The organism is Hydrogenophaga sp. 2FB (assembly GCF_005503365.1).
Classification (GTDB): domain Bacteria; phylum Pseudomonadota; class Gammaproteobacteria; order Burkholderiales; family Burkholderiaceae_C; genus Hydrogenophaga.
On the sequence record NZ_SCML01000041.1, the window covers coordinates 1 to 22,648 of the forward strand.

21 protein-coding genes are annotated in these 22,648 nt (G+C 67.5%); 11 read left to right on the forward strand and 10 right to left on the reverse strand.

The window, feature by feature from the left end; all coding sequences use genetic code 11:
- Positions 1-275 (reverse strand): ABC transporter substrate-binding protein (locus tag FFS09_RS21270; protein ID WP_502703751.1); only part of this gene is annotated, 275 nt, incomplete at its 3' end.
- A 47-nt stretch (positions 276-322) separates the two neighbouring features.
- Complete coding sequence (locus FFS09_RS21275; protein ID WP_137920955.1) at positions 323-1,150, reverse strand: ABC transporter ATP-binding protein; 828 nt, start codon at positions 1,148-1,150, stop codon at positions 323-325.
- Between the two features lie 224 nt (positions 1,151-1,374).
- Between FFS09_RS21275 and FFS09_RS30705 the strand changes: the two genes are divergently transcribed.
- Positions 1,375-1,545 carry a hypothetical protein gene (locus FFS09_RS30705; RefSeq protein ID WP_171020127.1) on the forward strand — a complete coding sequence of 57 codons (171 nt, stop codon included), beginning with the start codon at positions 1,375-1,377 and terminating at the stop codon, positions 1,543-1,545.
- Positions 1,546-1,651: 106 nt separating this feature from the next.
- Here FFS09_RS30705 and FFS09_RS21280 read toward each other — a convergent pair whose 3' ends face one another.
- Complete coding sequence (locus FFS09_RS21280; RefSeq protein WP_137920910.1) at positions 1,652-2,989, reverse strand: NHL repeat-containing protein; 1,338 nt, start codon at positions 2,987-2,989, stop codon at positions 1,652-1,654.
- Between the two features lie 301 nt (positions 2,990-3,290).
- Here FFS09_RS21280 and FFS09_RS21285 point away from each other — a divergent pair, with 301 nt between their 5' ends.
- Genes FFS09_RS21285 through FFS09_RS21300 form a run of 4 tightly spaced genes read left to right on the forward strand, consistent with a single transcriptional unit; the run spans position 3,291 to position 8,223 of the window.
- Positions 3,291-3,773 (forward strand): MarR family winged helix-turn-helix transcriptional regulator, encoded by a 483-nt coding sequence (locus FFS09_RS21285; protein WP_137920911.1) that lies wholly within the window; start codon positions 3,291-3,293, stop codon positions 3,771-3,773.
- Between the two features lie 53 nt (positions 3,774-3,826).
- On the forward strand, positions 3,827-5,266 hold the full coding sequence (locus FFS09_RS21290; RefSeq protein WP_137920912.1) for an efflux transporter outer membrane subunit: 1,440 nt from the start codon (positions 3,827-3,829) through the stop codon (positions 5,264-5,266).
- Between the two features lie 45 nt (positions 5,267-5,311).
- Entirely contained in the window at positions 5,312-6,604 is a 1,293-nt protein-coding gene (locus tag FFS09_RS21295) for an HlyD family secretion protein (protein ID WP_137920913.1), read from the forward strand.
- A gap of 23 nt (positions 6,605-6,627) precedes the next feature.
- Positions 6,628-8,223 carry a DHA2 family efflux MFS transporter permease subunit gene (locus FFS09_RS21300; protein WP_137920914.1) on the forward strand — a complete coding sequence of 532 codons (1,596 nt, stop codon included), beginning with the start codon at positions 6,628-6,630 and terminating at the stop codon, positions 8,221-8,223.
- Between the two features lie 140 nt (positions 8,224-8,363).
- Here the strand turns inward: FFS09_RS21300 and FFS09_RS21305 are convergent, their stop codons facing one another.
- On the reverse strand, positions 8,364-9,026 hold the full coding sequence (locus FFS09_RS21305; RefSeq protein ID WP_137920915.1) for a class I SAM-dependent methyltransferase: 663 nt from the start codon (positions 9,024-9,026) through the stop codon (positions 8,364-8,366).
- 77 nt (positions 9,027-9,103) lie between these two features.
- On the opposite strand from FFS09_RS21305, the gene FFS09_RS21310 reads away from it, so the two are divergent.
- Positions 9,104-9,451 carry a YbjQ family protein gene (locus FFS09_RS21310; protein WP_137920916.1) on the forward strand — a complete coding sequence of 116 codons (348 nt, stop codon included), beginning with the start codon at positions 9,104-9,106 and terminating at the stop codon, positions 9,449-9,451.
- Positions 9,452-9,464: 13 nt separating this feature from the next.
- On the opposite strand, the gene FFS09_RS21315 is transcribed toward FFS09_RS21310, so the two are convergent.
- Positions 9,465-10,073: a glutathione S-transferase family protein gene (locus FFS09_RS21315; protein ID WP_137920917.1), complete on the reverse strand. Its 609-nt coding sequence runs from the start codon at positions 10,071-10,073 to the stop codon at positions 9,465-9,467.
- A 116-nt stretch (positions 10,074-10,189) separates the two neighbouring features.
- Here FFS09_RS21315 and FFS09_RS21320 point away from each other — a divergent pair, with 116 nt between their 5' ends.
- The gene (locus tag FFS09_RS21320) at positions 10,190-11,161 is read left to right on the forward strand and encodes a helix-turn-helix transcriptional regulator (RefSeq protein ID WP_137920918.1); all 972 of its coding nucleotides are present in this window, start codon (positions 10,190-10,192) and stop codon (positions 11,159-11,161) included.
- Between the two features lie 206 nt (positions 11,162-11,367).
- Entirely contained in the window at positions 11,368-13,533 is a 2,166-nt protein-coding gene (locus tag FFS09_RS21325; protein ID WP_137920919.1) for a putative bifunctional diguanylate cyclase/phosphodiesterase, read from the forward strand.
- A 4-nt stretch (positions 13,534-13,537) separates the two neighbouring features.
- On the opposite strand, the gene FFS09_RS21330 is transcribed toward FFS09_RS21325, so the two are convergent.
- Complete coding sequence (locus tag FFS09_RS21330; RefSeq protein ID WP_137920920.1) at positions 13,538-14,032, reverse strand: Lrp/AsnC family transcriptional regulator; 495 nt, start codon at positions 14,030-14,032, stop codon at positions 13,538-13,540.
- A 100-nt stretch (positions 14,033-14,132) separates the two neighbouring features.
- Between FFS09_RS21330 and mdeB the strand changes: the two genes are divergently transcribed.
- Complete coding sequence (gene mdeB / locus FFS09_RS21335) at positions 14,133-16,736, forward strand: alpha-ketoglutarate dehydrogenase (protein ID WP_137920921.1); 2,604 nt, start codon at positions 14,133-14,135, stop codon at positions 16,734-16,736.
- Here the strand turns inward: mdeB and FFS09_RS21340 are convergent.
- Positions 16,720-17,721 carry a 2-hydroxyacid dehydrogenase gene (locus tag FFS09_RS21340; protein ID WP_137920922.1) on the reverse strand — a complete coding sequence of 334 codons (1,002 nt, stop codon included), beginning with the start codon at positions 17,719-17,721 and terminating at the stop codon, positions 16,720-16,722. The genes mdeB and FFS09_RS21340 overlap by 17 nt on opposite strands.
- A gap of 111 nt (positions 17,722-17,832) precedes the next feature.
- On the opposite strand from FFS09_RS21340, the gene FFS09_RS21345 reads away from it, so the two are divergent.
- Both FFS09_RS21345 and FFS09_RS21350 read left to right on the forward strand, forming a co-directional pair.
- Positions 17,833-18,297 (forward strand): hypothetical protein, encoded by a 465-nt coding sequence (locus tag FFS09_RS21345; RefSeq protein WP_137920923.1) that lies wholly within the window; start codon positions 17,833-17,835, stop codon positions 18,295-18,297.
- Positions 18,291-19,811, forward strand: a complete 1,521-nt coding sequence (locus FFS09_RS21350) for a class I adenylate-forming enzyme family protein (protein WP_137920924.1) — start codon at positions 18,291-18,293, stop codon at positions 19,809-19,811. The genes FFS09_RS21345 and FFS09_RS21350 overlap by 7 nt, the downstream gene beginning before the upstream one ends.
- Positions 19,812-19,838: 27 nt before the next feature.
- Here the strand turns inward: FFS09_RS21350 and FFS09_RS21355 are convergent, their stop codons facing one another.
- From FFS09_RS21355 to FFS09_RS21365, 3 genes are read right to left on the reverse strand one after another with little or no spacing between them, the layout of a single operon-like run.
- Entirely contained in the window at positions 19,839-20,603 is a 765-nt protein-coding gene (locus FFS09_RS21355) for an enoyl-CoA hydratase/isomerase family protein (RefSeq protein ID WP_171020128.1), read from the reverse strand.
- A gap of 22 nt (positions 20,604-20,625) precedes the next feature.
- Positions 20,626-21,342: an NAD(P)H-dependent oxidoreductase gene (locus tag FFS09_RS21360; RefSeq protein WP_137920926.1), complete on the reverse strand. Its 717-nt coding sequence runs from the start codon at positions 21,340-21,342 to the stop codon at positions 20,626-20,628.
- Positions 21,343-21,358: 16 nt separating this feature from the next.
- A complete protein-coding gene (locus FFS09_RS21365) occupies positions 21,359-22,552 on the reverse strand; it encodes an acyl-CoA dehydrogenase family protein (protein ID WP_137920927.1) in 1,194 nt (397 codons plus the stop codon).
- Between the last annotated feature and the right edge of the window lie 96 nt (positions 22,553-22,648).

Sequence of the window (22,648 nt, forward strand, 5' to 3'; positions counted from 1 at the left end):
CCGCCAATGACCGCATTGCCCGCGCCGATCTGCTTGGCCACGTCCACGCCACCACGCGCGGTGACGAAGGTGACCTTGAGGCCTTCCTGTTCGTAGTAGCCCTTGGCCTGCGCCAGCATCCACGGGCCGAAGGCCGGCAGCGTGCCGGGCGCGGGCAGCAGGTAGGTGATCTCTTGCAACTGCGCATGGGCGGCCAGGGGCGAGACCAGCGCCGCGGTGGCGAGCAGGCTCAGGCAGGCACGGCGGGTTCCGTTGAAAGCGCGGGTCATCTTCATGGCAACTCCAGTGGGGCGGGTGAATGAAAAGCGGGTTGAGAAAGGGGTCAGTGCACGTCGGTCTGCGCGTCGAGCTTGAGCAGGTCCATCAGGCGGCTCACGTAGTCGCCAACCGCCGGATGCTTGCGGCGCACCATCGGGTTGGCGCGGTCGGGAATGTCGACCACGATTTCTTCGACGATGGTGCCGGGGCGCTCGCTCATCACCAGGATGCGGTCGGACAGGGCCACGGCTTCGGCCAGGTCGTGGGTGATGAAGAGCACGGTCTTCTTGTGTTCGGCCACGGTGCGCGCCAGGTCCTGCTGCAGGATCATCTTGGTCTGCGCGTCCAGCGCGGAGAAGGGCTCGTCCATCAGCAGCACGATCGGGTCGACTGCGAGGGTGCGCGCCATCGCCGCGCGTTGGCGCATGCCGCCGGAGAGCTGGTGCGGGTAGCTGTTGCCAAAACCCTTGAGGTGGCACTGGGCCAGCAACCGGGCGGAAATGGCTGCACGCTCGGAGGCCTTCACGCCGCGCAACTCCAGGCCGAACTCCACGTTCTGCGAAATCGTGCGCCAGGGCATGAGCAGGTCCTTCTGCAGCATGAAGGCGACGTGCCTGTTCGGACCGGTCACGGGTTCCCCGTTGACCTTCACCGTGCCGGCGGATGCCTTGGCTAGGCCCGAGCCCATGTTGAGCAACGTGCTCTTGCCGCAGCCCGAGGGACCGATCAGCGAGACCACCTCACCGGGCTGGATCGACAGCGTCACATTGCGCGCCGCGATCACCTCGGGGTTCTTGCCACGGGCGGGAAAACGCTTGTCCACGCCGATGAACTCGATCGCGGGATGCGTCGCCTGGGCGGTGACACTGGAGCCTTGCAAGTGGGTGGTCATAAGGGCCTGCAGATCGGGTTGGACGTTTTGCATATGAAACGCTGATTCATTACGGAATCAATGCTAGGGCTCTTGGAACGCTTTGTCTGCAAAACCCAAGTAAATCCGCGGGGTATTGGTGGGGCTCGCCTTTGCCACGGCGCTCGCACCGGGCACGGCGTTCGGGGAGGGCTGCGTCTATGGCCTAATAGCGGCTTTTGCAATCTCTCTCTCAGGAACCAGCCATGGGCAACAAAATCGTCACCGAAGCCGACCGCAAAGCCACCCCCCGTCCGAAGCCCGTCGCTGGCGTCACCCTGACCACGCCCGGCCGCGGCCAGCGCGTGAGCCTGGAGCGCGGCGTGGCCACGCGCAGCAAGAAGAACCCGGGCAAGCGCTCGAAGAAGGGCGGTTAACCCCCGCTGGCCTGCGTGGCCAACCCATGCAAAAGGCCCGCACTTCGCGGGCCTTTTGCATGGAACGCCTGCGCCAACGGGTGGCGCGCCTGTCGCCGCTCGGCAGCTAGCGCACCGGCGTCACCTTGCGGATCTTGTGGTTGAAGGTGTCGGTGATGAACAGCGTGCCGTCGGCCGCGATGGCCACGCCCATGGGGCTATCGAACCGGGCGTTCGAGCCGAGCCCATCCGTGGCGCCGGCCATGCCGGGGGCTCCGGCGAGGGTGGAGACCACGCCTTGGGGCGTGATCCTGCGCAGCACGTGCCCGTGCCTTTCGACGACGTAGACGTTGCCATCCTTGTCCACGGTCAGCCCGAAGGGTTCGGCGAAAGCGGCCTGCGTGCCGATGCCGTCCGCGGTGTTGTTGGCACCAGAGCCCGCCAGCGTGGTGACCACGCCTGTGGGCGTGATCTTGCGGATGCGATGGTTGTAGGTATCGCCGACATAGACGTTGCCCGCCGGGTCGACGGCGATGCCGGAGGGTGCGCTGAACGATGCGGAGGTCCCGGTGTCATCGGCGAAGGCATGAAGACCGGAGCCGGCCAGGGTGGACACCGCACCACCCGGCGTGATCTGGCGGACGGTGGCCTGGGTTTGGTCCACCACATACAGGTCGCCGGTGGCACCCGTGGCCACGCCCATGGGGCCATCGAACGTGGAGGTCGCGCGGTCCGCGTTGTGCGATCCGCTGGCCCCGGTGCCGGCAAAGAAGCTCACCACGGCCGTTGGTGTGATCTGACGGATGAAGTGTCCGGAGAAATCCGCGGCATAGGCATTGCCCGCGGCATCCAGCGCCAGCCCACGAAGGCCGAAGAAAGACGCGGCGGGGCCAACGCCGTTGACCGAAGCACCCGCGGGGCCGCCGCCTGCCAGGGTGGTCACATCGCCCGTGGACGAGACGCTGCGCACCCGCTCGCTCCCATAGTCGGACACCAGCAGGCCGCCATCGGGTCGGACGACAATGCCGAAAGGGAAGGAGAACGTGGCCGTGCTCGCGCTGCCGCTGTCCCACCCGGCGACGCCGGTGCCGGCGAAGGTGGACACCTCTGCTGCCGCCACCGCGCAGGTGACGCTGACGTTGCTCACGTCGGCCGTGGCGGTGCCACTGCCCTGGCCCACGCTGCAGTTCTGCCACAGGGGTTGGGTGCGCACGCTGACCTGGTAGGGCGAGTTCGTGGCGATGGCCGCGGGAAAAGCGAACGCGCCATCGGCCTTGAGTGTGAGTCTGTCGCCGGCGCTGGTTTGCAGTTCGACGGTGCCCGAGAGGCCGGTGACGGTGCCGCCGACGGTGTGTGCCGTGTTCGTGCTGGTGTTTGTGCTGTTGCCTCCGCAGGACGCCAGCAGCAATGCCGCGCACAGCGCCGCGATGCAGCGTTCCGACCGGGTGCCTGTTGTGAATGCCATGATTTGTTCCTTACGGTAGGGGCACGCCTCGTCGGACGGGCGTGACTTGCGGGTGTTGTTGAGATCGGTGATGAAGACGTGCCGTCGCCACCTGGTTCGACCGACGGCCCGCCCGCGTGGGTGCCGATGTTGTTGACGCCGGGGTTCCCTGGTGCTGACGAACGTGAGTCGCCGTTTTAGTAACGGCGTGTGTTCCCCGGTTCCAGGTGACAGGCGGGATGACCCGTGGTGCCGCGGCTGCCCGATTGGAGTGTTGACAAATGCCTTGTCAAATACTGCCTAGGCATGTATATTTGCCACCATGTCACGCAAAACCACCCCGGTCCAGTTCTACGACGGCGCGAACTTCCGCCCCGACCACAGCGTGGGCTACCTGATCAAGCGCGTGATGATGTCCATCAGCTACCAGGCCGACAAACGCCTGTGCATGCACGACCTCACCATCGCCCAGTGGGGCCCGCTCATGAAGATGCGCATGCACGGCACCGCCACGGTTGCCGAGTTGGCGCGTTGGTCGCAGTCAGACGCCGGTGCGATGACGCGCCTGCTCGACCGGCTGGAGAAAAAAGGCCTGTGCAAGCGGGTGCGCTCCACCGAGGACCGGCGCGTGGTCATGGTCGAACTCACACCCGAAGGGCAGGCCGCCATGGAGCGCGTGCCCGCCATCCTGGCCGACGTGATGAACCAGCATCTGGCCGGGTTCTCCGAAACCGAATGGAAGACGCTGCTGGGCTTGCTCCAGCGCATCGTCGACACGGGGGACGCGCTGCGCGGGTCCGATTGACCACACGGCTCTCCTGGGTTCGCCTTTTTTTATCCAATTACTTGCCTAAGCAAATGAAGCCCAAACAAACAATAAACCGTGCGTCGCGTCTGGCCCTGTCGCTGATGGCGGTGGCGGTGGTCGCGGGTTGCGCGAGCAGTGCCGGCATCCAGCCGCAATCCACCACGCTGGAGCCGCAAGCGATCGGCCTGACCTCTGTCGCCGACGGCGCTGGCGCGTCGGCCACGCAGGCCGACTGGTGGCGCAACTGGGGCGATGCCGAGTTGAGCCGCGTGATCGAGCAGGCTTTGCAGGCACAGCCGTCGCTGGGTGCCGCGCAGGCCCGCCTGCGCCGCGCGCAAGCCGCCACCGCGAGCGAAGAGGCCACCGATGGGCTGCAGGTGAAAGCCACCGCCGATGCGACGCGCCAGCGCTTCAGCGCCAACAGCATCTACCCCAAGCCGCTGGGTGGTTCGGTGCAGACGCTGGCCAATGCGCAGATCGCCGGTTCGTGGGAGTTCGACTTCTTTGGCAAGCACCGCTCGGCCATTGAAGCCGCGGTCGGCAGCGAACGTGCCGCCGCCGCCGACCTGCAGGCCGCGCGCAATGTGCTGGCCAGCCAGGTGGCGCAAACCTATGTGCAGCTCGGCCGCCTGCTGGCGCAGCGCGAGGTGGCGCTGCAGGCCCTCACGCAGCGCGAGCAGATGCTGGGCCTGATCCGCCAGCGGGTCGATGCCGGCCTGGACACGCGCGTGGAACTCAAGCAAGGCGAGGGCGCTTTGCCCGATGCGCGCGTGCAGATCGAGCAGGTCGACGAACAGATCGCCGCCGCGCGCCACGCCTTGGCCGCGCTGGCCGCGCTGCCGCCGCAAAGCTTTGACCACCTCAAGCCCGACCTGCAAACCCTGCGCACGCTGCCGCTGCCCGACGTGTTGCCGGCCGACCTGCTGGGCCGGCGTGCCGACATCACCGCCGCTCGCTGGCGCATCGAAGCGGCCACCAAGGGCGTGGGCGCGGCCAAGGCGCAGTTCTATCCCAACGTGAGCCTCACCGCGTTCGTGGGCCTCTCCAGCATCGGCCTGGACCGCCTCGTGGACTCCGGCAGCCAGCAATACGGCATCGGCCCGGCCATCCACCTGCCGATCTTCGACGCCGGCCGCCTGCGCGCCCAACTGCGCGTGCGCACCGCCGACCTGGACGCGGCGGTGGAGAGCTACAACGGTGCCGTGCTCGAGGCCGTGCGCGACACCGCCGACCAGCTCAACGCCCGCCAATCGCTGGAGCGCCAGCGCGACCTGCAGGCACAGGCGCGCAGCGCCGCCGAAGCGGCCTACGACATCGCCACGCAGCGCTACCAGGCGGGCCTGAGCAACTACCTCACCGTGCTCAGCGCGGAGACGACGCTGTTCAACCAGCGGCGCCAGACCATTGACCTGCAGGCGCGCGCCCTGTCGACGCAAGTGGCGCTCGTGCGCGCGCTGGGCGGCGGCTTCGCGCCCGACGCCGTCCACTGATTCATCTTCTTCCCATCTTCTCGCTCACCGAAACCGGAGCCTTCCATGAACGCCACCACCGACGACAACGCGCAACCCCAAGGCAACCCCACCCGCAAGAAGGCACTGACCGCCGTGACCGCCGCCGTGCTCGCCGCCGGCCTGGGCTACGCCGCCTATTGGGCATTGGTGCTCAACCACTACGAGACCACCGACAACGCCTACGTGCAGGGCAACCTGGTGCAGGTGACGCCGCAGGTGGCGGGCACGGTGGTGGCCATCAACGCCAACGACAACGACCGCGTGCAGGCTGGCCAATGGCTGGTGCGCCTGGACCCGACCGACGCGAAGATCGCGCTGGAGCAGGCCGAGGCCCAGCTCGCGCAGACCGTGCGCGAGGTGCGCACGCTTTACGCCAACAACCGCACCCAGATCGCGCAGATTGCCTTGCGTGAAGCCGATCTGGCGCGCGCGCAGAGCGACCTGCAGCGCCTGCAGGACGATGTGACCCGCCGCCAGCCGCTGGTGGCCAGCGGCGCGGTGGGGCAGGAAGAGTTCAAGCACGCCACCGCACAGCTCGCAGCCGCCAAGAGCAATGCCGAAGCCGCGCGTGCGGGCGTGGCCGCCGCGCGCGAGCAACTGGCGTCCAGCCAGTCGCTCACCGAAGGCATCGCGGTCGACCAGCACCCCAACGTGCTGCGCGCGGCGGCCCGCGTGCGCGAAGCCTACGTGGCGCTCAAGCGCGTGGAGCTGCAGGCGCCTGTGGAAGGCTATGTGGCGCGGCGCAACGTGCAGCTGGGCCAGCGTTTGCAGGCCGGTGCGCCGCTGCTGTCGGTGATCGCGCTCGACCAGGTCTGGGTGGACGCCAACTTCAAGGAAAGCCAGCTCAAGAACCTGCGCATCGGCCAACCGGTGGACCTCACCGCCGACGTGTACGGCTCGAAGGTGGTCTACCACGGCGTCATCGAAGGCCTGGGTGCGGGCACGGGCGCGGCGTTCGCGCTGCTGCCGGCGCAGAACGCGACGGGCAACTGGATCAAGGTGGTGCAGCGTGTGCCGGTGCGCGTGCGCCTGGACGCCAAGGAACTGGTGGACCACCCGCTGCGCCTGGGCCTGTCGATGGAAGCGCGCGTGGACGTGAGCAAGACCGACGGCCGCATGCTGGCCGATGGGGCCACGGCGCCGGTGGCGGCGCAGACCGACGTGTTCGCACAGGACAACCGCGAAGCCGATGCGCGCGTGCAGCAGCTCATCGGGCAGCACAGCGGGGGCGCCACGCGCACCGCCGCCTCACAAACCAAGTCCTCCAACGCCGCCGCGCCCGCCGCGCCCGCCGCCGTGGCCTTGGCGGCCCACTGAACACGCGCTGAGTCCGTTTTTTCATGACCAGCCAAGCCATCTCCCAACCCGCGGCATCACCGCCGCCACCACCGCCCGCAGCGCCCACGGTGTTCGAGCCGCTCAAGGGCGGGCAGCTGGTGCTGGGCACGTTTGCCCTGTCGCTGGCCACGTTCATGAACGTGCTCGACACCTCGATCGCCAACGTGTCGATTCCCGCCATCGCCGGCGACATGGGCGTGAGCCCCGCGCAAGGCACCTGGGTCATCACCTCGTTCGCGGTGGCCAACGCCATCTCGGTGCCGCTCACCGGCTGGCTCACGCAGCGCTTTGGCCAGGTGCGCTTGTTCACCGCGAGCGTGCTGCTGTTCGTCATCGCCTCGTGGCTGTGCGGTCTGGCGCCCAACATCGGCATGTTGATTGCGTTTCGGGTGCTGCAGGGCCTGGTGGCCGGGCCGATGATTCCGCTCTCGCAAACGCTGCTGCTGGCCAGTTACCCGCGCGCCAAGGCCGGCACCGCGATGGCCATGTGGGCCATGACCGTGTTGGTCGCGCCGGTGGCCGGGCCGCTGCTCGGTGGCTGGATCACCGACAACATTTCGTGGCCGTGGATCTTCTACATCAACATCCCGGTCGGCTTGCTGGCCGCCGCGCTCACCTGGTCGATCTACCGCAGCCGCGACCCCGGCCCGCGCCGTGTGCCGCTCGACGTGATCGGCCTTGTGCTGCTGGTGCTGTTCGTGGGCGCGATGCAGATCATGATCGACATGGGCAAGGAGCTGGACTGGTTCGAGTCGGGTGAAATCATCCTGCTCGCGGTGGTCGGCGTGGTGAGCTTCATGTTCTTCGTGGCGTGGGAGCTGACCGACAAGCACCCGATCGTGGAGATCCGCCTGTTCGCGCGGCGCAACTTCGTCACCGGCACGCTCGCGCTGTCCATCGCCTACGGCCTGTTCTTCGGCAATGTGGTGCTGTTGCCGTTGTGGCTGCAGCAGCACATGGGCTACACGGCGACCTGGGCCGGCCTGGCCACCGCGCCGGTGGGTTTGCTGGCCATCGTGTTCTCGCCCTGGGTGGGCAAGAACGTGAGCCGCATCGATCCGCGCAAGCTCGCGACGATCGCGTTCCTCGGGTTCGGCGCGGTGTTGTGGATGCGCTCGCACTTCAACACGCAGGCCGATTTCATGACCATCCTGATCCCGACCCTGTTGCAGGGCGCGGCGATGGCCTTCTTCTTCATTCCCTTGCAGGCCATCGTGTTCTCGGGCTTGCAGCCGCACCAGACGCCGTCGGCCGCGGGCTTGTCGAACTTCGTGCGTATCACGGCGGGCGCGGTGGGCACGTCGCTCTTCACCACGCTGTGGGAGAGCCGCGCGTCGTTGCACCATGCGCAGCTGGTCGAGTCGATCAACACCGGCAACGCCACCGCCATGGCCACGCTGGACCAGTTGATGGGCGGCGGCATGAACCGCGAGCAGGCGTTGACGACGATCGACCGCATGATCAACCAGCAGGCGTTCACGCTGGCCGTGACCGATCTGTTCTACCTGTCGGCGGCGCTGTTCTTCGTGCTGGTGGCCGTGATCTGGATTTCCAAGCCGGTGCACGGCGCCGCGGTGGACGCGGGCGGCGCGCACTGAAGGAGACTCCCCAGCCTTCTCCCCAAAGGGGGCAGAGCGCTGCCGTGATCGGCGAAGCAGACTTGCTCCTCCCCCAGTGGGGGAGGGAGTCAGAGCGCAGCGGTGGACGCGGGCCCGGCGGCGCGCACCGATCCACGCGCTCAGCGCGTGAAGCTCAGGAAGCGGCCTTTGTAGGCCTCGCCATCTTCGAGCTGTCGATCTGCGGTGCGCATGGCCAGCGTGAAGCCGAGCGCGGCCATGTCGCGGCCGAAGGCGCTGCGGTTGCCGCGGTCGGGGTCCACGATGATCACCACCGCCGCGGGCGTGGCATGGCGGAAGATGAAGGCGGCGAGCTGCGCCGGCTGCTGCCGTTCGTACAGCAGGTCGCTGCCCACGATCAGGTCGAAGCGCCCCAGCGCCGGGTTGTCGGTGGCGGCGGTGCTCTCCCAGTTGCCGGCCTGGTAGGGCAGCGGGCCGAGCGCGTTGAGCACGAGGTTGTGGCGCAGGAAATCCTCGGTCAGCGGGTGCCAGTCGCTCACCGTCACGTCCGCGCCGCGGCGGTGCATCACCAGGCTGCTCAGCGCCAGGCCCGCGCCGATCTCCAGCACGCGCAAGCCCGCCAAGGGATAGGTGAGCATGGCCAACGCAAGCACGCGCGACGAAGGCCAGACCTGGCCGAAATGCGACCAGCCCGCGGGCGGCAGGCCCACGGTGGCGGCGCTGTGGTCGGTGTCGTGGTACTGCTGGTCGTCGAGAAGGCGACGGATGTGCCAGTCTTCGCCGCCGAGCTGGAGTGTCTCGGTCCGGACCTGGTAGCCTGGCATGAGCGCTTTCGTTGAGGGTGTGGCCCACGGTACCATGCCCAGGCACCCGATGGGTGGTGCGTTTGCGGAGTGTTCACATGGGCTGGTTCTCGAAGAACAAGGACGGATTTTTTCTCAGCACCACCACGCCCGAGGGCGTGGGGCGGGGACAGATCCTCGGCGTGGTGCACGGCGAGGCCATCATCGGCGCCAACATCTTTCGCGACATGTTTTCGTCGGTGCGCGACGTGGTGGGCGGACGCGCCGGTGGTTACGAGCGCGCGCTGTCGGGTGCGCGCGATGCGGCCACGGAAGACCTCATCGAGTCCGCGCGCGAGATGGGTGCCGATGGCGTGATCGGCATCGACTTCGACTACGAAGTGCTCGGCGAGACCAACGGGATGATGATGGTCTGCGTGAGTGGCACCGCCGTGAAGCTGGGCTGAGCGCGTCCGACGCCTACGCCTCGACCTGCATCGCCGGGCGCGCCTGCACCTTGCCCAGCCAGGCCAGCACGTGCGCATGGTTCTGCAGCGGCGCACCGATGTAGGCGCTGTAGCCGATCACCGAGCCCACCACCAGGTCCACCAGCGAGTACGCGTCGCCCAGCATCCAGGGCTGTTGCGCCAGGCGCGCATCGAGCAGGGCCAGCAACTGGTCCATGGCCTTGTGGCCCGCGCTGCCGTGGGCGTCGTCGGGCGTGCCCATGTCGCGCGCGGCCTGCAGGCGCACCAGCTGCGCGCCGTAGGTGACGTAAGACCACACGCACCACGACATCGCCTGGAGCCGCTCGGGCGTGCCCTCGGCAGGCCACAAACCCTTCTCAACGCCGTACCGCTCGCCGAGCCACAGGTGCATGGCCAGCGCCTCGAACATGGGCGCGCCGTCCACCGTGAACGTGGGCACCTTGCCGTTCGGGTTGATCGCGAGGAATTCGGGGCGGCGCTGTTCGCCGGCGTGGATGTCGACCTTGACGCGTTCATGCGGCACGCCGAGTTCCGCCAGGGCGCAGGCGATGGGGGTGGCGCTGGACATGGGGTGCCAGTAGAGAACGATTTTTTGGGACATGGGAAGCTCCTTGAATAAGGGGTGAAGGTCGCCTGGGCACCGCGCCGAGAACGTGGTTGCAATGTCGCGTCAATTGAGGACAGTTTTTGCCCTCGATAAGAGCTAGAGTGCCCACCATGCTGTCTTCTTCTTCAAGACTCTTGCGCGTGTTGTCTCTGCTGCAGACCCGCAGCCACTGGGCGGGCGGTGAACTGGCCGAGCGGCTCGAGGTGCACCCGCGCACTTTGCGCCGCGACATCGACCGCCTGCGCCAGCTGGGCTACCCCATCCACGCCAGCAGCGGCGTGGCCGGCGGTTACGCGTTTCGCGCGGGGCAGGCGCTGCCGCCGCTGATGCTGGACGACGACGAGGCCCAGGCCGTGGCCATTGCCTTGCGCATTGCCGCGGCGGGCACGGTGAGCGGTGTGGAAGAGAGTTCGCTGCGCGCGCTGGTGAAGCTGGAGCAGGTGATGCCGTCGCGCCTGCGCCGCCGCATCGACGCGCTGCGCTCGGCCATCCTGCCGATGCAGCGCTCGGGCCCGACGGTGGATGCCGGCATGCTCGCCACGCTGTCCGCCGCGTGCCGCGACCAGTTGCAGGTGAGCTTTGCCTACCGCGACGGGAAGGGCCGCAGCACCACGCGCCAGGTGGAACCGCAGGGACTGGTGCACACCGGCAGCCGCTGGTACCTCGTGGCCTGGGACCCGGCGCGCGACGACTGGCGCACGTTCCGCATCGACCGCGTGGACGGTGCCGCGACGATCGGCGCGCATTTCGCGCCGCGCGCCGCGCCCGGTGGTGGCGACCTGAGCGCGTACGTGGCGGGTTCGCTGGCGGCGGCCGTTCAGGGCGAACAGGCGCGCGTGGTGCTGCACCACCCCCTCGACGTGATGTCGCAGCGCATCCCGCCGGCCGCCGCGCTGCTCGAACCCATCGACGACACGCGCTGCCTGATGCGTTGCGGCACGCACGAGATCGACACGCTGGTCTTCTGGCTCATGGCGCTCGATGTGGATTTCGAGGTGCTGGAGCCACCGGCGCTGGTGGATCGGTTGCGCATGGCGGGCGAGCGCATCGCGCGCGCACTGGCCGCGAGCACGGCTTCCTAGGGCGCGAGGGCCCGCCGGCAGGGCGCGCCGTGTGAATAGGGCGACCGGCCCATGAACCCTGCGGCGCGCACGCGGGGAAAAACGCATTCAAGAATGCCGGCCGCTTGCCGATAACGAAAGGCTAGTCTCCACGCGCGCGTGTCGCCGCTTGACGCACACGCCCCGCGCACTTTGCCGACTCCTCCCCGCTCCCCCGAATTCTTCCCATGAACGCGTTCATGCCTTTCAGCTACGACCTGTTCGTGGTGGCCGCCTCTTTTGCCATTGCCATGCTGGCGTCCTATGTCACGCTGGACCTTGCCCGGCGGGTGCGCACGGCGCAGCGCCGGGTGGGCCTGGCCTGGTGGGCAGCGGGCTCCATCGTCATGGGCACGGGCATCTGGTCCATGCACTTTCTGGGCATGCAGGCCTTCAAGTTGCCGATTGCCATCGGCTTCTCCGGCGGACTCACGCTGCTGTCGTGGCTGGCGGCCGTGGGCGCATCGGGCGTGGCGCTGGAGCTGGCCAGCCGCGAGACCTTTGGCCGCGCGCACCTCGCGCTGGGCGCCCTGGTCATGGGCGCGGGCATCAGCGGCATGCACTACATCGGCATGGCCGCGATCGACATGGCGCCCGGCATCGTCTGGGACTTCGGGATCGTGGCGCTGTCCGTGCTGATTGCGGTGCTGGCGTCCGCCACGGCGCTGCTCATCTTCAAGCTGCTGCGCCGGGTCCCGCGCAGTCGGCGCTGGGTGTACCAGATGGTGGCTGCGTTCGTGATGGCCGTCGCCATCTGTGGCATGCACTACACCGGCATGGCGGCGGCAAGCTTTGCGGTGGGCTCTGTTTGCATGAGCGCCGGGGAGTTGGGAGGGCCGGGCCTCACCGCCATGGTGCTCATGGCCACCGGCATGCTGCTGGTGAGCACGCTGTTCACCTCCATCCTGGATGCGCGGCTGCAAAGCACCGCGCAGCGGCTCACCCAGTCGCTGCAGGAGAGCAATGCGCGTCTGCGGGAAGCCAACGACGAGCTGCAGCAGCGCGCCTTTGCCGATGCCCTCACCGGCCTGCCCAACCGCCTGCTGTTCGAAGACCGGCTCATCCACGCCCTGCTGCGCCTGGAGCGCACCAACCACCTGCGCGTGCAGGACCGCCTGGCGGTGCTGTTCGTGGACCTGGATGGTTTCAAGCCCATCAACGATTCGTTTGGCCATGCGGCGGGCGACCTGATCCTGCGCGGCGCGGCGGGCCGGCTGCGCCAGGAAGCGCGCGCGTCCGATACGGTTGCCCGGGTGGGAGGCGATGAATTCCTGATCCTGCTGGAAGACGTGACCGACGTGGCGGCCTGCGTCGAAGTGGCCAACCGGGTGTTGGCCTCGCTGTCACGGCCGTTCGAGGTGTCCGGCAAGCAGGTGCAGATCACCTGCTCCATCGGCGTCGTGGTCCACCCCGACCAGGGCGAACGCACCAAGCTGGTGGCCAACGCCGATGCCGCCATGTATGCCGCGAAGCGGGCCGGCGGTGGTTGCTACGCCTTGTTCGAGCCGCACATGGGCTCGGATGCGTCCGAGCAACTGGAGCTGCAGAACGACCTGCGCCAGGCGCTGGACCGGGGCGAGCTGACCCTGCACTACCAGCCCAAGATCGATGGCCTGCGCGGCCAGATCAGTGGCGTGGAGGCCCTCCTGCGCTGGCACCACCCCAAGCACGGCCTGGTGAGCCCGGTGGTGTTCATCGCGCTGGCGGAACGTTTTGGCCTGATCGGGCGCCTGGGCAACTGGGTGATCAACGAGGCCTGTCGCCAGGTGGCCGAATGGGCGCACAGCGGCCTGCGCATGCGCGTGGCCATCAACCTGTCGGTGCACCAGCTGCGCGAGCCTGGCCTGGTCGAGCGCATTCAGCAGGCGCTGCAACGCCACAATCTCGATGCGTCTCAACTGTTGTGCGAGATCACCGAATCGGTGGCCATGGAGGACATCAAGGCCACGCAGCGCACCTTTGATGGCCTGGCGCGCATCGGCGTGTTCTTGTCCATCGACGACTTCGGTTCCGGCTACTCCAGCCTGAACTACCTGCGCCAGCTGCCCGCCCAGCAGCTCAAGATCGACCGCAGTTTCGTGAAAGACCTGGAGCGCAGCGAAGACGCGCGTGCCGTGGTGGTTGCCGTGGTGAGCCTGGCGCACGCGTTGGGCTTGCGCGTGGTGGCCGAAGGTGTGGAAACCGCCGGCCAGCGTGACATTCTTTTGAGCATGCACTGCGACGAGCTGCAGGGCTATTTCTACGCCCGCCCGATGTCGGCGGATTCGCTGCTGGCCTGGTCCCAGGGAGAAAAGCCGGCGGGTGGCGCGGACTTCGCGCCCTCGATCTTCGGGACCTCGTTTCCCGCGGTGTGACCGCTCAATACACCCGCTCGTTGGGCAGCGGCAGCGCCGTCTTGTAGCGCACCTGCTTGAGCGCGAAGCTCGAGCGGATCTTCTCGACCTGGGCGATCGGCGAGAGCTGTTCCAGGATGAAGCGCTCCAGCGCCGGCATGTCGGGCACGGCCACGCGCAGCAGGTAGTCCGCGTCGCCCGTCATGAGGTAACACTCCATCACCTCGTCGCGGATGCCGATGCGCGCCTCGAACTCCTCCAGCGCCTCGCGGTTCTGCTGCTTGAGGCTGATCGAGATGAACACGTTGAGGTGCAGCCCCAGCTGCTTCGCGTCCAGCAGCGCCACGTACTGGCGGATCAGACCCCGCGCCTCCAGCGCGCGCACCCGCGCCAGGCAGGGCGAGGGCGACAGGTGCACGAGCCGGGCGAGTTCGACATTGGACAGACTGGCGTCTTTCTGCAAGGCTTCAAGAATCCGGAAGTCGGTGACATCGAGGTGGTTTGTGCCGTCAATTTTCATACGGGTGGCAGTATATGCCGCAGGTGACGGGCTTTGCATGGCAGATCAACAGCACCTGCGTGCCGCGCACGCCTACAGTGCCTGATCCAGGAGATCCCACATGAACGATGTTTCGAAACAGCTTTATTTCAGTGACCCCGCACTGAGCGACCCGGACCCCGAGGAGACCCTCGAATGGCGCGAAGCGCTGCTGTCACTCACGGCCAGCCAGGGCCCGGCGCGGGCGCGGCAGATCCTTGACGAACTCGCGCGCCTGGCGCGCCAGCAGCGCATCGGCTGGCAGCCCGAGCTGAACACGCCCTACGTCAACACCATCGCGGTGGAAGACCAGCCCGCCTTCCCGGGCGACCTCGCCGTCGAAGAGCGCCTGGCTTCTCTCATGCGCTGGAACGCGCTGGCCATGGTGGTGCGTGCGAACCAGGCGTACGGCGAACTGGGTGGGCACATCGCGAGTTATGCGAGCGCGGCCGACCTGTTCGAAACGGGGTTCAACCACTTCTTCCATGCGCGCAGCGAGCAGCACGGCGGCGACCTGGTGTTCTTCCAGCCGCACAGCGCGCCGGGCGTGTACGCGCGCGCCTTCCTCGAAGGCCGCTTGAGCGAGGCCGACCTGCTGCACTACCGCCAGGAAATCACCGCGCCCGCCAGCGGCGCGCGCGGCCTCTCCAGCTACCCGCACCCGTGGCTCATGCCCGACTTCTGGCAGTTCCCCACCGGCTCCATGGGCATCGGCCCGATCAGCTCGATCTACCACGCGCGCTTCATGCGCTACCTCAGCCACCGCAACCTGCAGAACTGCGAAGGCCGCAAAGTGTGGGGCGTGTTCGGCGATGGCGAGATGGACGAGCCCGAGAGCATGAGCGCGCTCACGCTGGCCGCGCGCGAGAAGCTCGACAACCTCGTGTGGGTGGTCAACTGCAACCTGCAGCGCCTCGACGGTCCGGTGCGTGGCAACGGCCGCATCATCGACGAGCTGGAAAAACTCTTCGCGGGCGCGGGCTGGAACGTGATCAAGCTCGTTTGGGGCAGCGACTGGGACGGCCTGTTCGCGCGCGACACCACCGGCGCCCTGGCGCGCGCGTTCTCCGTTACGGTCGACGGCCAGATGCAGACCTTCGCCGCCAAGGACGGCCGCTTCAACCGCGACAACTTCTTCGGCCAGAACGAAGAACTCGCGCGCCTGGCCCAGGGCATGACGGATGAGCAGATCGACCGCCTGAAGCGCGGCGGCCACGACCTGGTGAAGATCCACGCCGCCTACGCCGCGGCCGCCGCCCACACCGGCCAGCCCACCGTGATCCTGGCGCAGACCAAGAAGGGCTACGGCATGGGCAGCGCGGGGCAGGGCAAGATGACCACGCACAGCCAGAAGAAATTCGAGGGCGCCGACCTGATCGAATTCCGCAACCGCTTCAACCTGCCGCTCTCCGACGAACAGGCCACCGGCCTCAACTTCTTCAAACCCGCCGACGACAGCGCCGAGATGCGTTACCTGCGCGAACACCGCACACAACTCGGTGGCGCCATGCCGCGGCGCGAAACCGCGTGCGCCGTGGTGCCCGTGCCCGCGATCGAGGCCTACGCCACCTTCGCCCTGAAGGCCGACGGCAAGGAGATGAGCACGACCATGGCCTTTGTGCGCATGCTCGGCAGCCTGCTCAAAGACCAGCAGCTGGGGCCCCGCATCGTGCCCATCGTGGCCGACGAGGCGCGCACCTTCGGCATGGCCAACCTGTTCAAGCAGGTCGGCATCTACAGCAGCGTGGGCCAGCGCTATGCGCCCGAGGACATCGGCTCGGTGCTGAGCTACCGCGAGGCGCTGGACGGGCAGATCCTGGAAGAGGGCATCAGCGAAGCCGGCGCGCTGGCGAGCTGGACGGCTGCGGCCACCAGCTACAGCGTGCACGGCCTGGCCATGCTGCCGTTCTACATCTACTACTCGATGTTCGGCTTCCAGCGCGTGGGCGATGCGATCTGGGCCGCGGCCGACCAGCGCTCGCGCGGCTTCCTGCTCGGCGCCACCTCGGGGCGCACCACGCTCGGCGGCGAGGGCCTGCAGCACCAGGACGGCAGCAGCCACCTCGTGGCCGCGACCATTCCCAACTGCAAGGCCTACGACCCGGCCTTCGCCGGCGAGCTCGCGGTGATCGTGGATGCGGGCATGCGCGAGATGCTGGTCGAGCAGCAGGACGTGTTCTATTACGTCACGCTCATGAACGAGAACTACGCCAACCCCGACCTGCCCGACGGCGCGGCAGCCGGTGTGCTTAAAGGGGGTTACCGCTTCGGTCGCTTCGGACCGGATGACGCAAAACAGCGCGTCACCTTGCTCGGCTCGGGCGCGATCTTCACCGAGGTGCTCAAGGCGGCCGAACAGCTCGCGGCGCAAGGCGTGGGCGTGGACGTGTTCAGCATCACCAGCTGGAGCGAACTCGCGCGCGACGGCGTGGCACAGGGCGAGCGTTCGCACCTCACGCAACTGCTGGCCGGCAGCGCGGGCCCGGTGATCGCCGCGACCGACTACGTGCGCACCGTGCCCGAGAGCGTGCGCGCCTTCGTGCCGGAAGGTAGGAAGTTCCACACGCTGGGCACCGACGGCTTTGGCCGCAGCGACACGCGCGCCGCGCTGCGCGCCTTCTTCCAGGTCGATGCCGACAGCATCGTGCGGCAGGCGATGGCGGCGCTGGTCAAGCCGGCGCGCTGAGCGCCGGGGCCGGCACGGGCGTCAGTGCCCGGCCGGTCTCGAAGAAAGCGATCAGGTTGTCCGCGGCCAGGTGCGCCATGCGCAGGCGTGTCGCACGGCTGGCGCTGGCCATGTGCGGCGTCAGCACGACGTTCGGCAATGACAACAGGGCCGGGTGCACGGCGGGTTCGTTCTCGAACACGTCCAGCCCGGCTGCCGCGATAACGCCGTTTCGCAACGCCTCGATCAGCGCGCGTTCGTCCACCACGCCACCGCGTGCGATGTTCACGAGCGTGGCGGTCGGCTTCATGCGCGCGAGCGCCGCCGCGTCGATCAGATGGTGCGTGGCGGCGCTGTGGGCCACGGTGAGCACGAGGTGATCGGACTGCTGAAGCAACGCGTTCAAGCCAACGAAGTGCGCGGGAATGGACGCCTCGCTGGCCGCATCGAGGCGGGTGCGGCTGTGGTAGATCACGCGCATGCCGAAACCGTGCGCGCCGCGCCGGGCCACGCCTTGTCCGATGCGCCCCATGCCCAGGATGCCGAGCGTGCTGCCGTGCACCTCCTGCCCTGCCATGAAGTCGTAGGACCATTTCGTCCAGCGGCCCTCGCGCACGCAACGCTCCGCTTCACCCGTTCTTCTCGCGGCCGCCATCAGCAGCGCGAAGCCGAAGTCCGCCGTGGTGTCGGTCAGCACGCCCGGCGTGTGCGTGGCCACGATGCCGCGCGCCGACATCGCCGCGATGTCCAGGTTGCCAAAGCCCACCGCCATGTTGGCGCAGATCCGCAGCGAAGGGCACTGCGCCAGCAACGCTTCGTCGATCACATCGCCCGCGGTGGACAGCAGGCCTTGTTGGCCCTGCAGCCTGGCGACCAGCTGCGCCGCGTCGAGCACTTCGTCGGCCTGGTTGCTGTCCACCTCGAAGCGCTGTGCCAGGCGCTGGATCACTTCGGGGAAAACGGCGCGCGCGATCAGGATGCGGGGTCGGGGGGTGGGTGTGTTCATGGTGCGGCCGAGTATCCGGAGCGTCTCGGGAAGCCGTCCATGCGCAAAGTGGATCGGCGTCATGCGGGCTGGGCATTGAGTGCGGCGGGTGCTGTTCCCATACTCGGCGGCATGCCAGACACCCTCGCCGATCCCACCACGTTCATGCGCCTTCAAGGGCGCGTCGAGTCGCGGCGCGTGCTGCGCCCCGCGCAGGACGGACCCCGCATGGAAATCAGTTTCAGCGCGGCGCTCACGTCCGACCGGCTCGGCCCGGGCAGCGCCGCCTGCAGCTTCATCGGTCATCTGCAACCCGGTGGCCGCTACCAGTGGCAAGGCCGCGGTGCGCTTTTTCTGAGCGCGGGCACCGTCACCACGCGCAGTTGGGGGCAGGGGCAACGGCAGGGCAACACCATCGTCTACCAGGGAACCATGGCCTTTCATTCGCACACGCCTTCGCTGACCTGGCTCGACGACTTGCAGGCGTCCTTCGAATACGTGCAGGACCTCGCCAGCCTGGACGTCACCGTGCACTGCAACGAGGCCACCACAACGCCGAACCACCTCCCCCCACAGAAAGGAACTTCACCATGCTGATGCACCAGTTGATCACCGACGGCGCGATGCGCCACCCCGACAAGACCGCCTTCGTCTGGGTGGACCGCCAGGCCAGCCTGTCGTATGCCGAAGCCGTTGCGCAGATGGAGCGCATGGCCGGCGCCCTCGCGCACCTGGGTGTGCGCAAGGGCGACCGTGTCACCGTGTTCGCGCACAACGGCATGGACTACCTGTTGGCCATGCTGGGCGCGTGGCGCATCGGCGCGATCGCGGCGCTGGTCAACGTCAAGTTCAAGGACGACCTCACGTACTACCTGGCCGATCACCAGCCCCGCGTGGTCATCTACACGCACGACATGCGCGACGCCGTGAACGCGGCCGTGGCCCAGGTGCCGGGCATCGAACACCTGGTGTGCATGGACGGTGCGCAGCCTGGCGCTCACGCGCTGCCCGAGCTGATGGCGCAAGGATTCGCCGTGCCACCCGACCCGCGGGACGAAGATGCGATCGCGCACCTGTCCTACACCTCGGGCACCACTGGCAAACCCAAGGGCGCTTGCCTGGCGCACGAACCGACCGTGCGCGCCAGCCGCTGCATCGCCGAACGCTTGCGCGTGCGGGCGGACGACATCTCGTTCGGTCCCACCGCGCTGTCCAGCTCGTACCAACTGGTGGGCAACCTGCTGCCCGCGCTTTCGCGCGGTGCGACCGTGCACGTCATGCGCTTCTGGACACAGCCGGCGGGTTGGGAGGCGCTCGAGAGGGCGCAGGCGACCATCCTCGTGGGCAACCCCACGCTGCTGGAAGAACTGCGCGCCGAAAGCGTGCTGCGTGGCCGGGCGCCGGGTCGCCTGCGCATGGGCCTGTCGGGTGGCGGTCCGGTGCCCGCGACGCTCAAGCGCGCCTGGCGCGATGAGTTGCAACTGCCCCTGGTGGAAAGTTTTGGCCAGAGCGAGCTCGGCGGCTTCATGGCGCTCGGTTACCCCGAACTCGAACCGGAGGACAGCAAGCTGATGCGCGTGGGCCCGGCGTTGCCCGACAAGGAGGTCTGGATGATGGGTCCCGACGGTCAACGTCTCGCGCCCGGCCAGCTGGGTGAGATCGTGCTGCGCGGCGGCTTCATGTGGGGCTACTGGAACAAGCCCGGCAAGACGCAGGAGGTGACCGCCGACGGACTGCTGCGCACCGGCGACATCGGCCTGATCGACCACGACGGCCACGTCACCATGCGCGGGCGGCGCTCCGAGCTGCTGCACGTGAACGGCATGAGCTGGTTTCCTCGCGATGTGGAAGAGGCGCTGTGCCGCCAGCCCGGCGTGCGCCAGGCCGCGCTGATCGGGCTGCCGGCGGAGGAGGGCGGTGTGCTGCCCCGGGCCTTCATCACCTGCCATGCAGGGACCGACGTGGACCTGGCCGGCCTCAAGAAAGCGGTGCAGGCCGAGGTGTCCTACGACCTCAAGACCATGGACGTCGTGACCATCGACGAACTGCCCATGACGCCCACCGGCAAGATTGCCAAGGGCGATCTGCTCACGCTGGCCATGGCCACCTGAGGGGCGCTGAGGAGAACCGAGGCGGGCTTAACCTAGGAACGCCTTCACCCGGTCGGCAAACTCGGCTTGCCGACCGGCTTGTACAAAGCCCTCGACTTCTTCCCGCAAATGGCTCTGCAGCGTGTGGTTGGCGCTCGCCGTCAGCAACCGCTTGAAGTTCTTGAGCGACTGCGGCGGCACGGCCAGCCACTTCGCCACAACCGTGTCGACAGCGGCCATCAGTTCGGTGGCCGGCACCACCTGGTTCACCAACCCCCAGTTGCAGGCCTGGTGCGCGTTGAGCGTGGGCGTCAAGGTGAACAATTCAAACGCCCGCAAGGGATTGACCAGGCGTGGCAGAAACCAGGAGGTGCCGCCATCGGGACTGCCCCCCAGTCTTGCATAGGCCAGGTTCAGGCTCAGGTTGTCCGCGGCGATCACATGGTCGCCGGCCCAGACAAGTCCCAAGGTGCCGCCGGCGACGGGTCCCTGGATGCCCACGACGATGGCGGCGTCCAGGGCGCGCAGCCCACCAATGGCCGCGTTGAAGTGGCCGATGGCTTCGCGCAGCCAGGTCTCCATGGCACCTTGGTCCAGCGCCTCGCCGAACGACGCGATATCACCACCAACCCCGAAGGAAGCGCCTTCGGCCACGATGCTCAGCACCCGGGGTGGGTCTTGCAACAGCGCCGCCGCGGCCTGGGCCAGTGCCTTGAGCTCCTGGATGCGCAGGGCGTTCTTGCGTTCGGGTCGTGCCAGTACCAGACGGGCATGCTCTTCGCTCGGGCGTTCGAGCCGGATGGTGTCGTTCATCGGCATCTTTCGGTGGGTGGGTTCATTGCGCGCGAGGACGTGTGCCAGCCTCGTGCCACAGGGGGTGGTCGGCCACCCGCGGCATGGGCAAAGGCGCCATCGTGTCCAGTCCTCGGAGGTGTTCACGGTAGTCGGTCAACATCGCCGTGCGGCCTTCGTTCCCCGCGTAGGGCACGTGGTAGGAGAGGAAGGGTGGCAGCACGGACATGCCGGTGAAGGCCAGCACGCCGCGGTGCAGCGGCGCCAGCAGGTCCAGCACATCGCCATTGAGTGCGCCAGGGCCGAAGGCTTGCATGGGCGCGCCTGTGGTCACACACACCATGGCGCGTTTGCCGCGCAACTTGCCCTGCTCGAACATGGCGCTTCGGCCGTAGACAGCGCCAGAGACAAACACGCGATCGATCCAGCCCTTGAGGATTGCCGGCATGCCGAACCACCACATCGGAAAATGCAGGATCAGCAGGTCGGCACGTTCCAGCTTGTCGAGTTCAGCCCGAATGTCCAGAGACAGCCCGCCATGGGCATGCGCATGGCGCTGCTCCAGCGAGACGTTGAACCGCTCTTCGTCGTGACAGGTCAGAAAATCACCGCGGTCCACCACCGGCTTGAAGTTCATCGCATAGAGGTCGGAGAGCTCCACGGCATGGCCTTGCTGGCGCAACTCGTCCACCGCGGCATCGCGCAACGCGGCGTTGAAGGAACGGGGCTCCGGGTGGGCGTAGACGATGAGCGTGTTCATGCCAATCCGTCGACGTTCAGCCGCGGAGCATTTCCTCGCTGATGATGATCTTGCGCACCTCGGTCGTGCCCGCGCCGATCTCGAGCAGCTTGATGGCGCGGTACAGGCGGTTGACCTCGGACTCCCAGATGTAGCCGGTGCCGCCGTGGATCTGCACGGCCTCGTTGAGCACCTTGTTCATGGTCTCCGCGGTGAACATGACCGAGGCGGCCGTGATCTTGTGGATGCTGCCGCGCCCGCCGCCGCCAATCTCCATCTGGTTGGCCGCGCGCAGGGCCTGGTAGGTGAACAGGCGCATGGACTCGACCCACACGTACATGTCGGCCAGCTTGGCGCGGATCATCTGAAAGTCGCCGATGGGTTTGCCGAATTGCACGCGCGTGCGGGCGTAGTCCAGCGACAGTTCCAGCGCCCGCTCGGCGATGCCCAGGCAAATGGGCGAGATCATGGAGCGTTCCAGATCCAGCCCGCTCATGACGACCTTCACACCCTCGTCGAGCCCACCCACCAGGTTGCGCGCGGGCACGCGGCAGTTGTCGAACAGCAGCTCGCCGGTCTGGCTGCCGCGAAAACCCATCTTGATCAGCTTCTGCGCCACGCTGAAGCCCGGCATGTCCTTCTCGACGATGAAGGCCGAGATGCCCTTGGCGCCGCGCGCCTTGTCGGTCTTGGCATAGACCAGCAGCACGTCGGCCACCGGGCCGTTGGTGATGAAAATCTTGCGGCCGTTGAGCAGGTAGTCGTCGCCGTCGCGCGTGGCGGTCGTGGCCATGGAACCCAGCGCGTCCGAGCCCGCACCGGGTTCGGTCAGGCCCAGGGCGCCGGTCAGCTTGCCGCTGCACAGGCCGGGCACGTAGCGCTGGCGCTGCTCGTCGTTGGCGTTGCGGAAGATGTTGTAGAGGCACAGGTTCTCGTGCGCCACCCAGCTCAGGGCCAGTGCATGGTTCCAGCGCGAGAAGGCCTGCAACACCAGGCCGCTGGTGAACAGATCCATGCCTGCGCCGCCCAGCGATTCGGGCACCGGAATGCCGAAGTAACCGGTCTCGCCAATGCGGCCAAAGGCATCGGTGGGCCACCACTCTTCGCGGTCCATGCGTTCGGACAAGGGGTACAGCTGCTCGCGCGCAAAACGGTCGGCCTGATCGAGCACGGCCTGCTCGTCTTCAGAAAGACCGGAGAACAAGGTTTCAACGGAAGTGGCGGGGTTCACTGGGGCTCCTGCAAGAGGTGAGTGGGCGTTGCACCCGGGACAACTTGTATGGCACCCATTTATTTGAGTGACGCTTTAACTTTGCCACCAAGTTTG

Excerpts from the sequence above, each read along its gene's own strand:
- FFS09_RS21275 (WP_137920955.1), bottom strand. The coding sequence starts at position 1,150 with ATGACCACCCACTTGCAAGGCTCCAGTGTCACCGCCCAGGCGACGCAT.
- FFS09_RS30705 (WP_171020127.1), top strand. The coding sequence starts at position 1,375 with ATGGGCAACAAAATCGTCACCGAAGCCGACCGCAAAGCCACCCCCCGT.
- FFS09_RS21280 (WP_137920910.1), bottom strand. The coding sequence starts at position 2,989 with ATGGCATTCACAACAGGCACCCGGTCGGAACGCTGCATCGCGGCGCTG.
- FFS09_RS21285 (WP_137920911.1), top strand. The coding sequence starts at position 3,291 with ATGTCACGCAAAACCACCCCGGTCCAGTTCTACGACGGCGCGAACTTC.
- FFS09_RS21290 (WP_137920912.1), top strand. The coding sequence starts at position 3,827 with ATGAAGCCCAAACAAACAATAAACCGTGCGTCGCGTCTGGCCCTGTCG.
- FFS09_RS21295 (WP_137920913.1), top strand. The coding sequence starts at position 5,312 with ATGAACGCCACCACCGACGACAACGCGCAACCCCAAGGCAACCCCACC.
- FFS09_RS21300 (WP_137920914.1), top strand. The coding sequence starts at position 6,628 with ATGACCAGCCAAGCCATCTCCCAACCCGCGGCATCACCGCCGCCACCA.
- FFS09_RS21305 (WP_137920915.1), bottom strand. The coding sequence starts at position 9,026 with ATGCCAGGCTACCAGGTCCGGACCGAGACACTCCAGCTCGGCGGCGAA.
- FFS09_RS21310 (WP_137920916.1), top strand. The coding sequence starts at position 9,104 with ATGGGCTGGTTCTCGAAGAACAAGGACGGATTTTTTCTCAGCACCACC.
- FFS09_RS21315 (WP_137920917.1), bottom strand. The coding sequence starts at position 10,073 with ATGTCCCAAAAAATCGTTCTCTACTGGCACCCCATGTCCAGCGCCACC.
- FFS09_RS21320 (WP_137920918.1), top strand. The coding sequence starts at position 10,190 with ATGCTGTCTTCTTCTTCAAGACTCTTGCGCGTGTTGTCTCTGCTGCAG.
- FFS09_RS21325 (WP_137920919.1), top strand. The coding sequence starts at position 11,368 with ATGAACGCGTTCATGCCTTTCAGCTACGACCTGTTCGTGGTGGCCGCC.
- FFS09_RS21330 (WP_137920920.1), bottom strand. The coding sequence starts at position 14,032 with ATGAAAATTGACGGCACAAACCACCTCGATGTCACCGACTTCCGGATT.
- mdeB (WP_137920921.1), top strand. The coding sequence starts at position 14,133 with ATGAACGATGTTTCGAAACAGCTTTATTTCAGTGACCCCGCACTGAGC.
- FFS09_RS21340 (WP_137920922.1), bottom strand. The coding sequence starts at position 17,721 with ATGAACACACCCACCCCCCGACCCCGCATCCTGATCGCGCGCGCCGTT.
- FFS09_RS21345 (WP_137920923.1), top strand. The coding sequence starts at position 17,833 with ATGCCAGACACCCTCGCCGATCCCACCACGTTCATGCGCCTTCAAGGG.
- FFS09_RS21350 (WP_137920924.1), top strand. The coding sequence starts at position 18,291 with ATGCTGATGCACCAGTTGATCACCGACGGCGCGATGCGCCACCCCGAC.
- FFS09_RS21355 (WP_171020128.1), bottom strand. The coding sequence starts at position 20,603 with ATGAACGACACCATCCGGCTCGAACGCCCGAGCGAAGAGCATGCCCGT.
- FFS09_RS21360 (WP_137920926.1), bottom strand. The coding sequence starts at position 21,342 with ATGAACACGCTCATCGTCTACGCCCACCCGGAGCCCCGTTCCTTCAAC.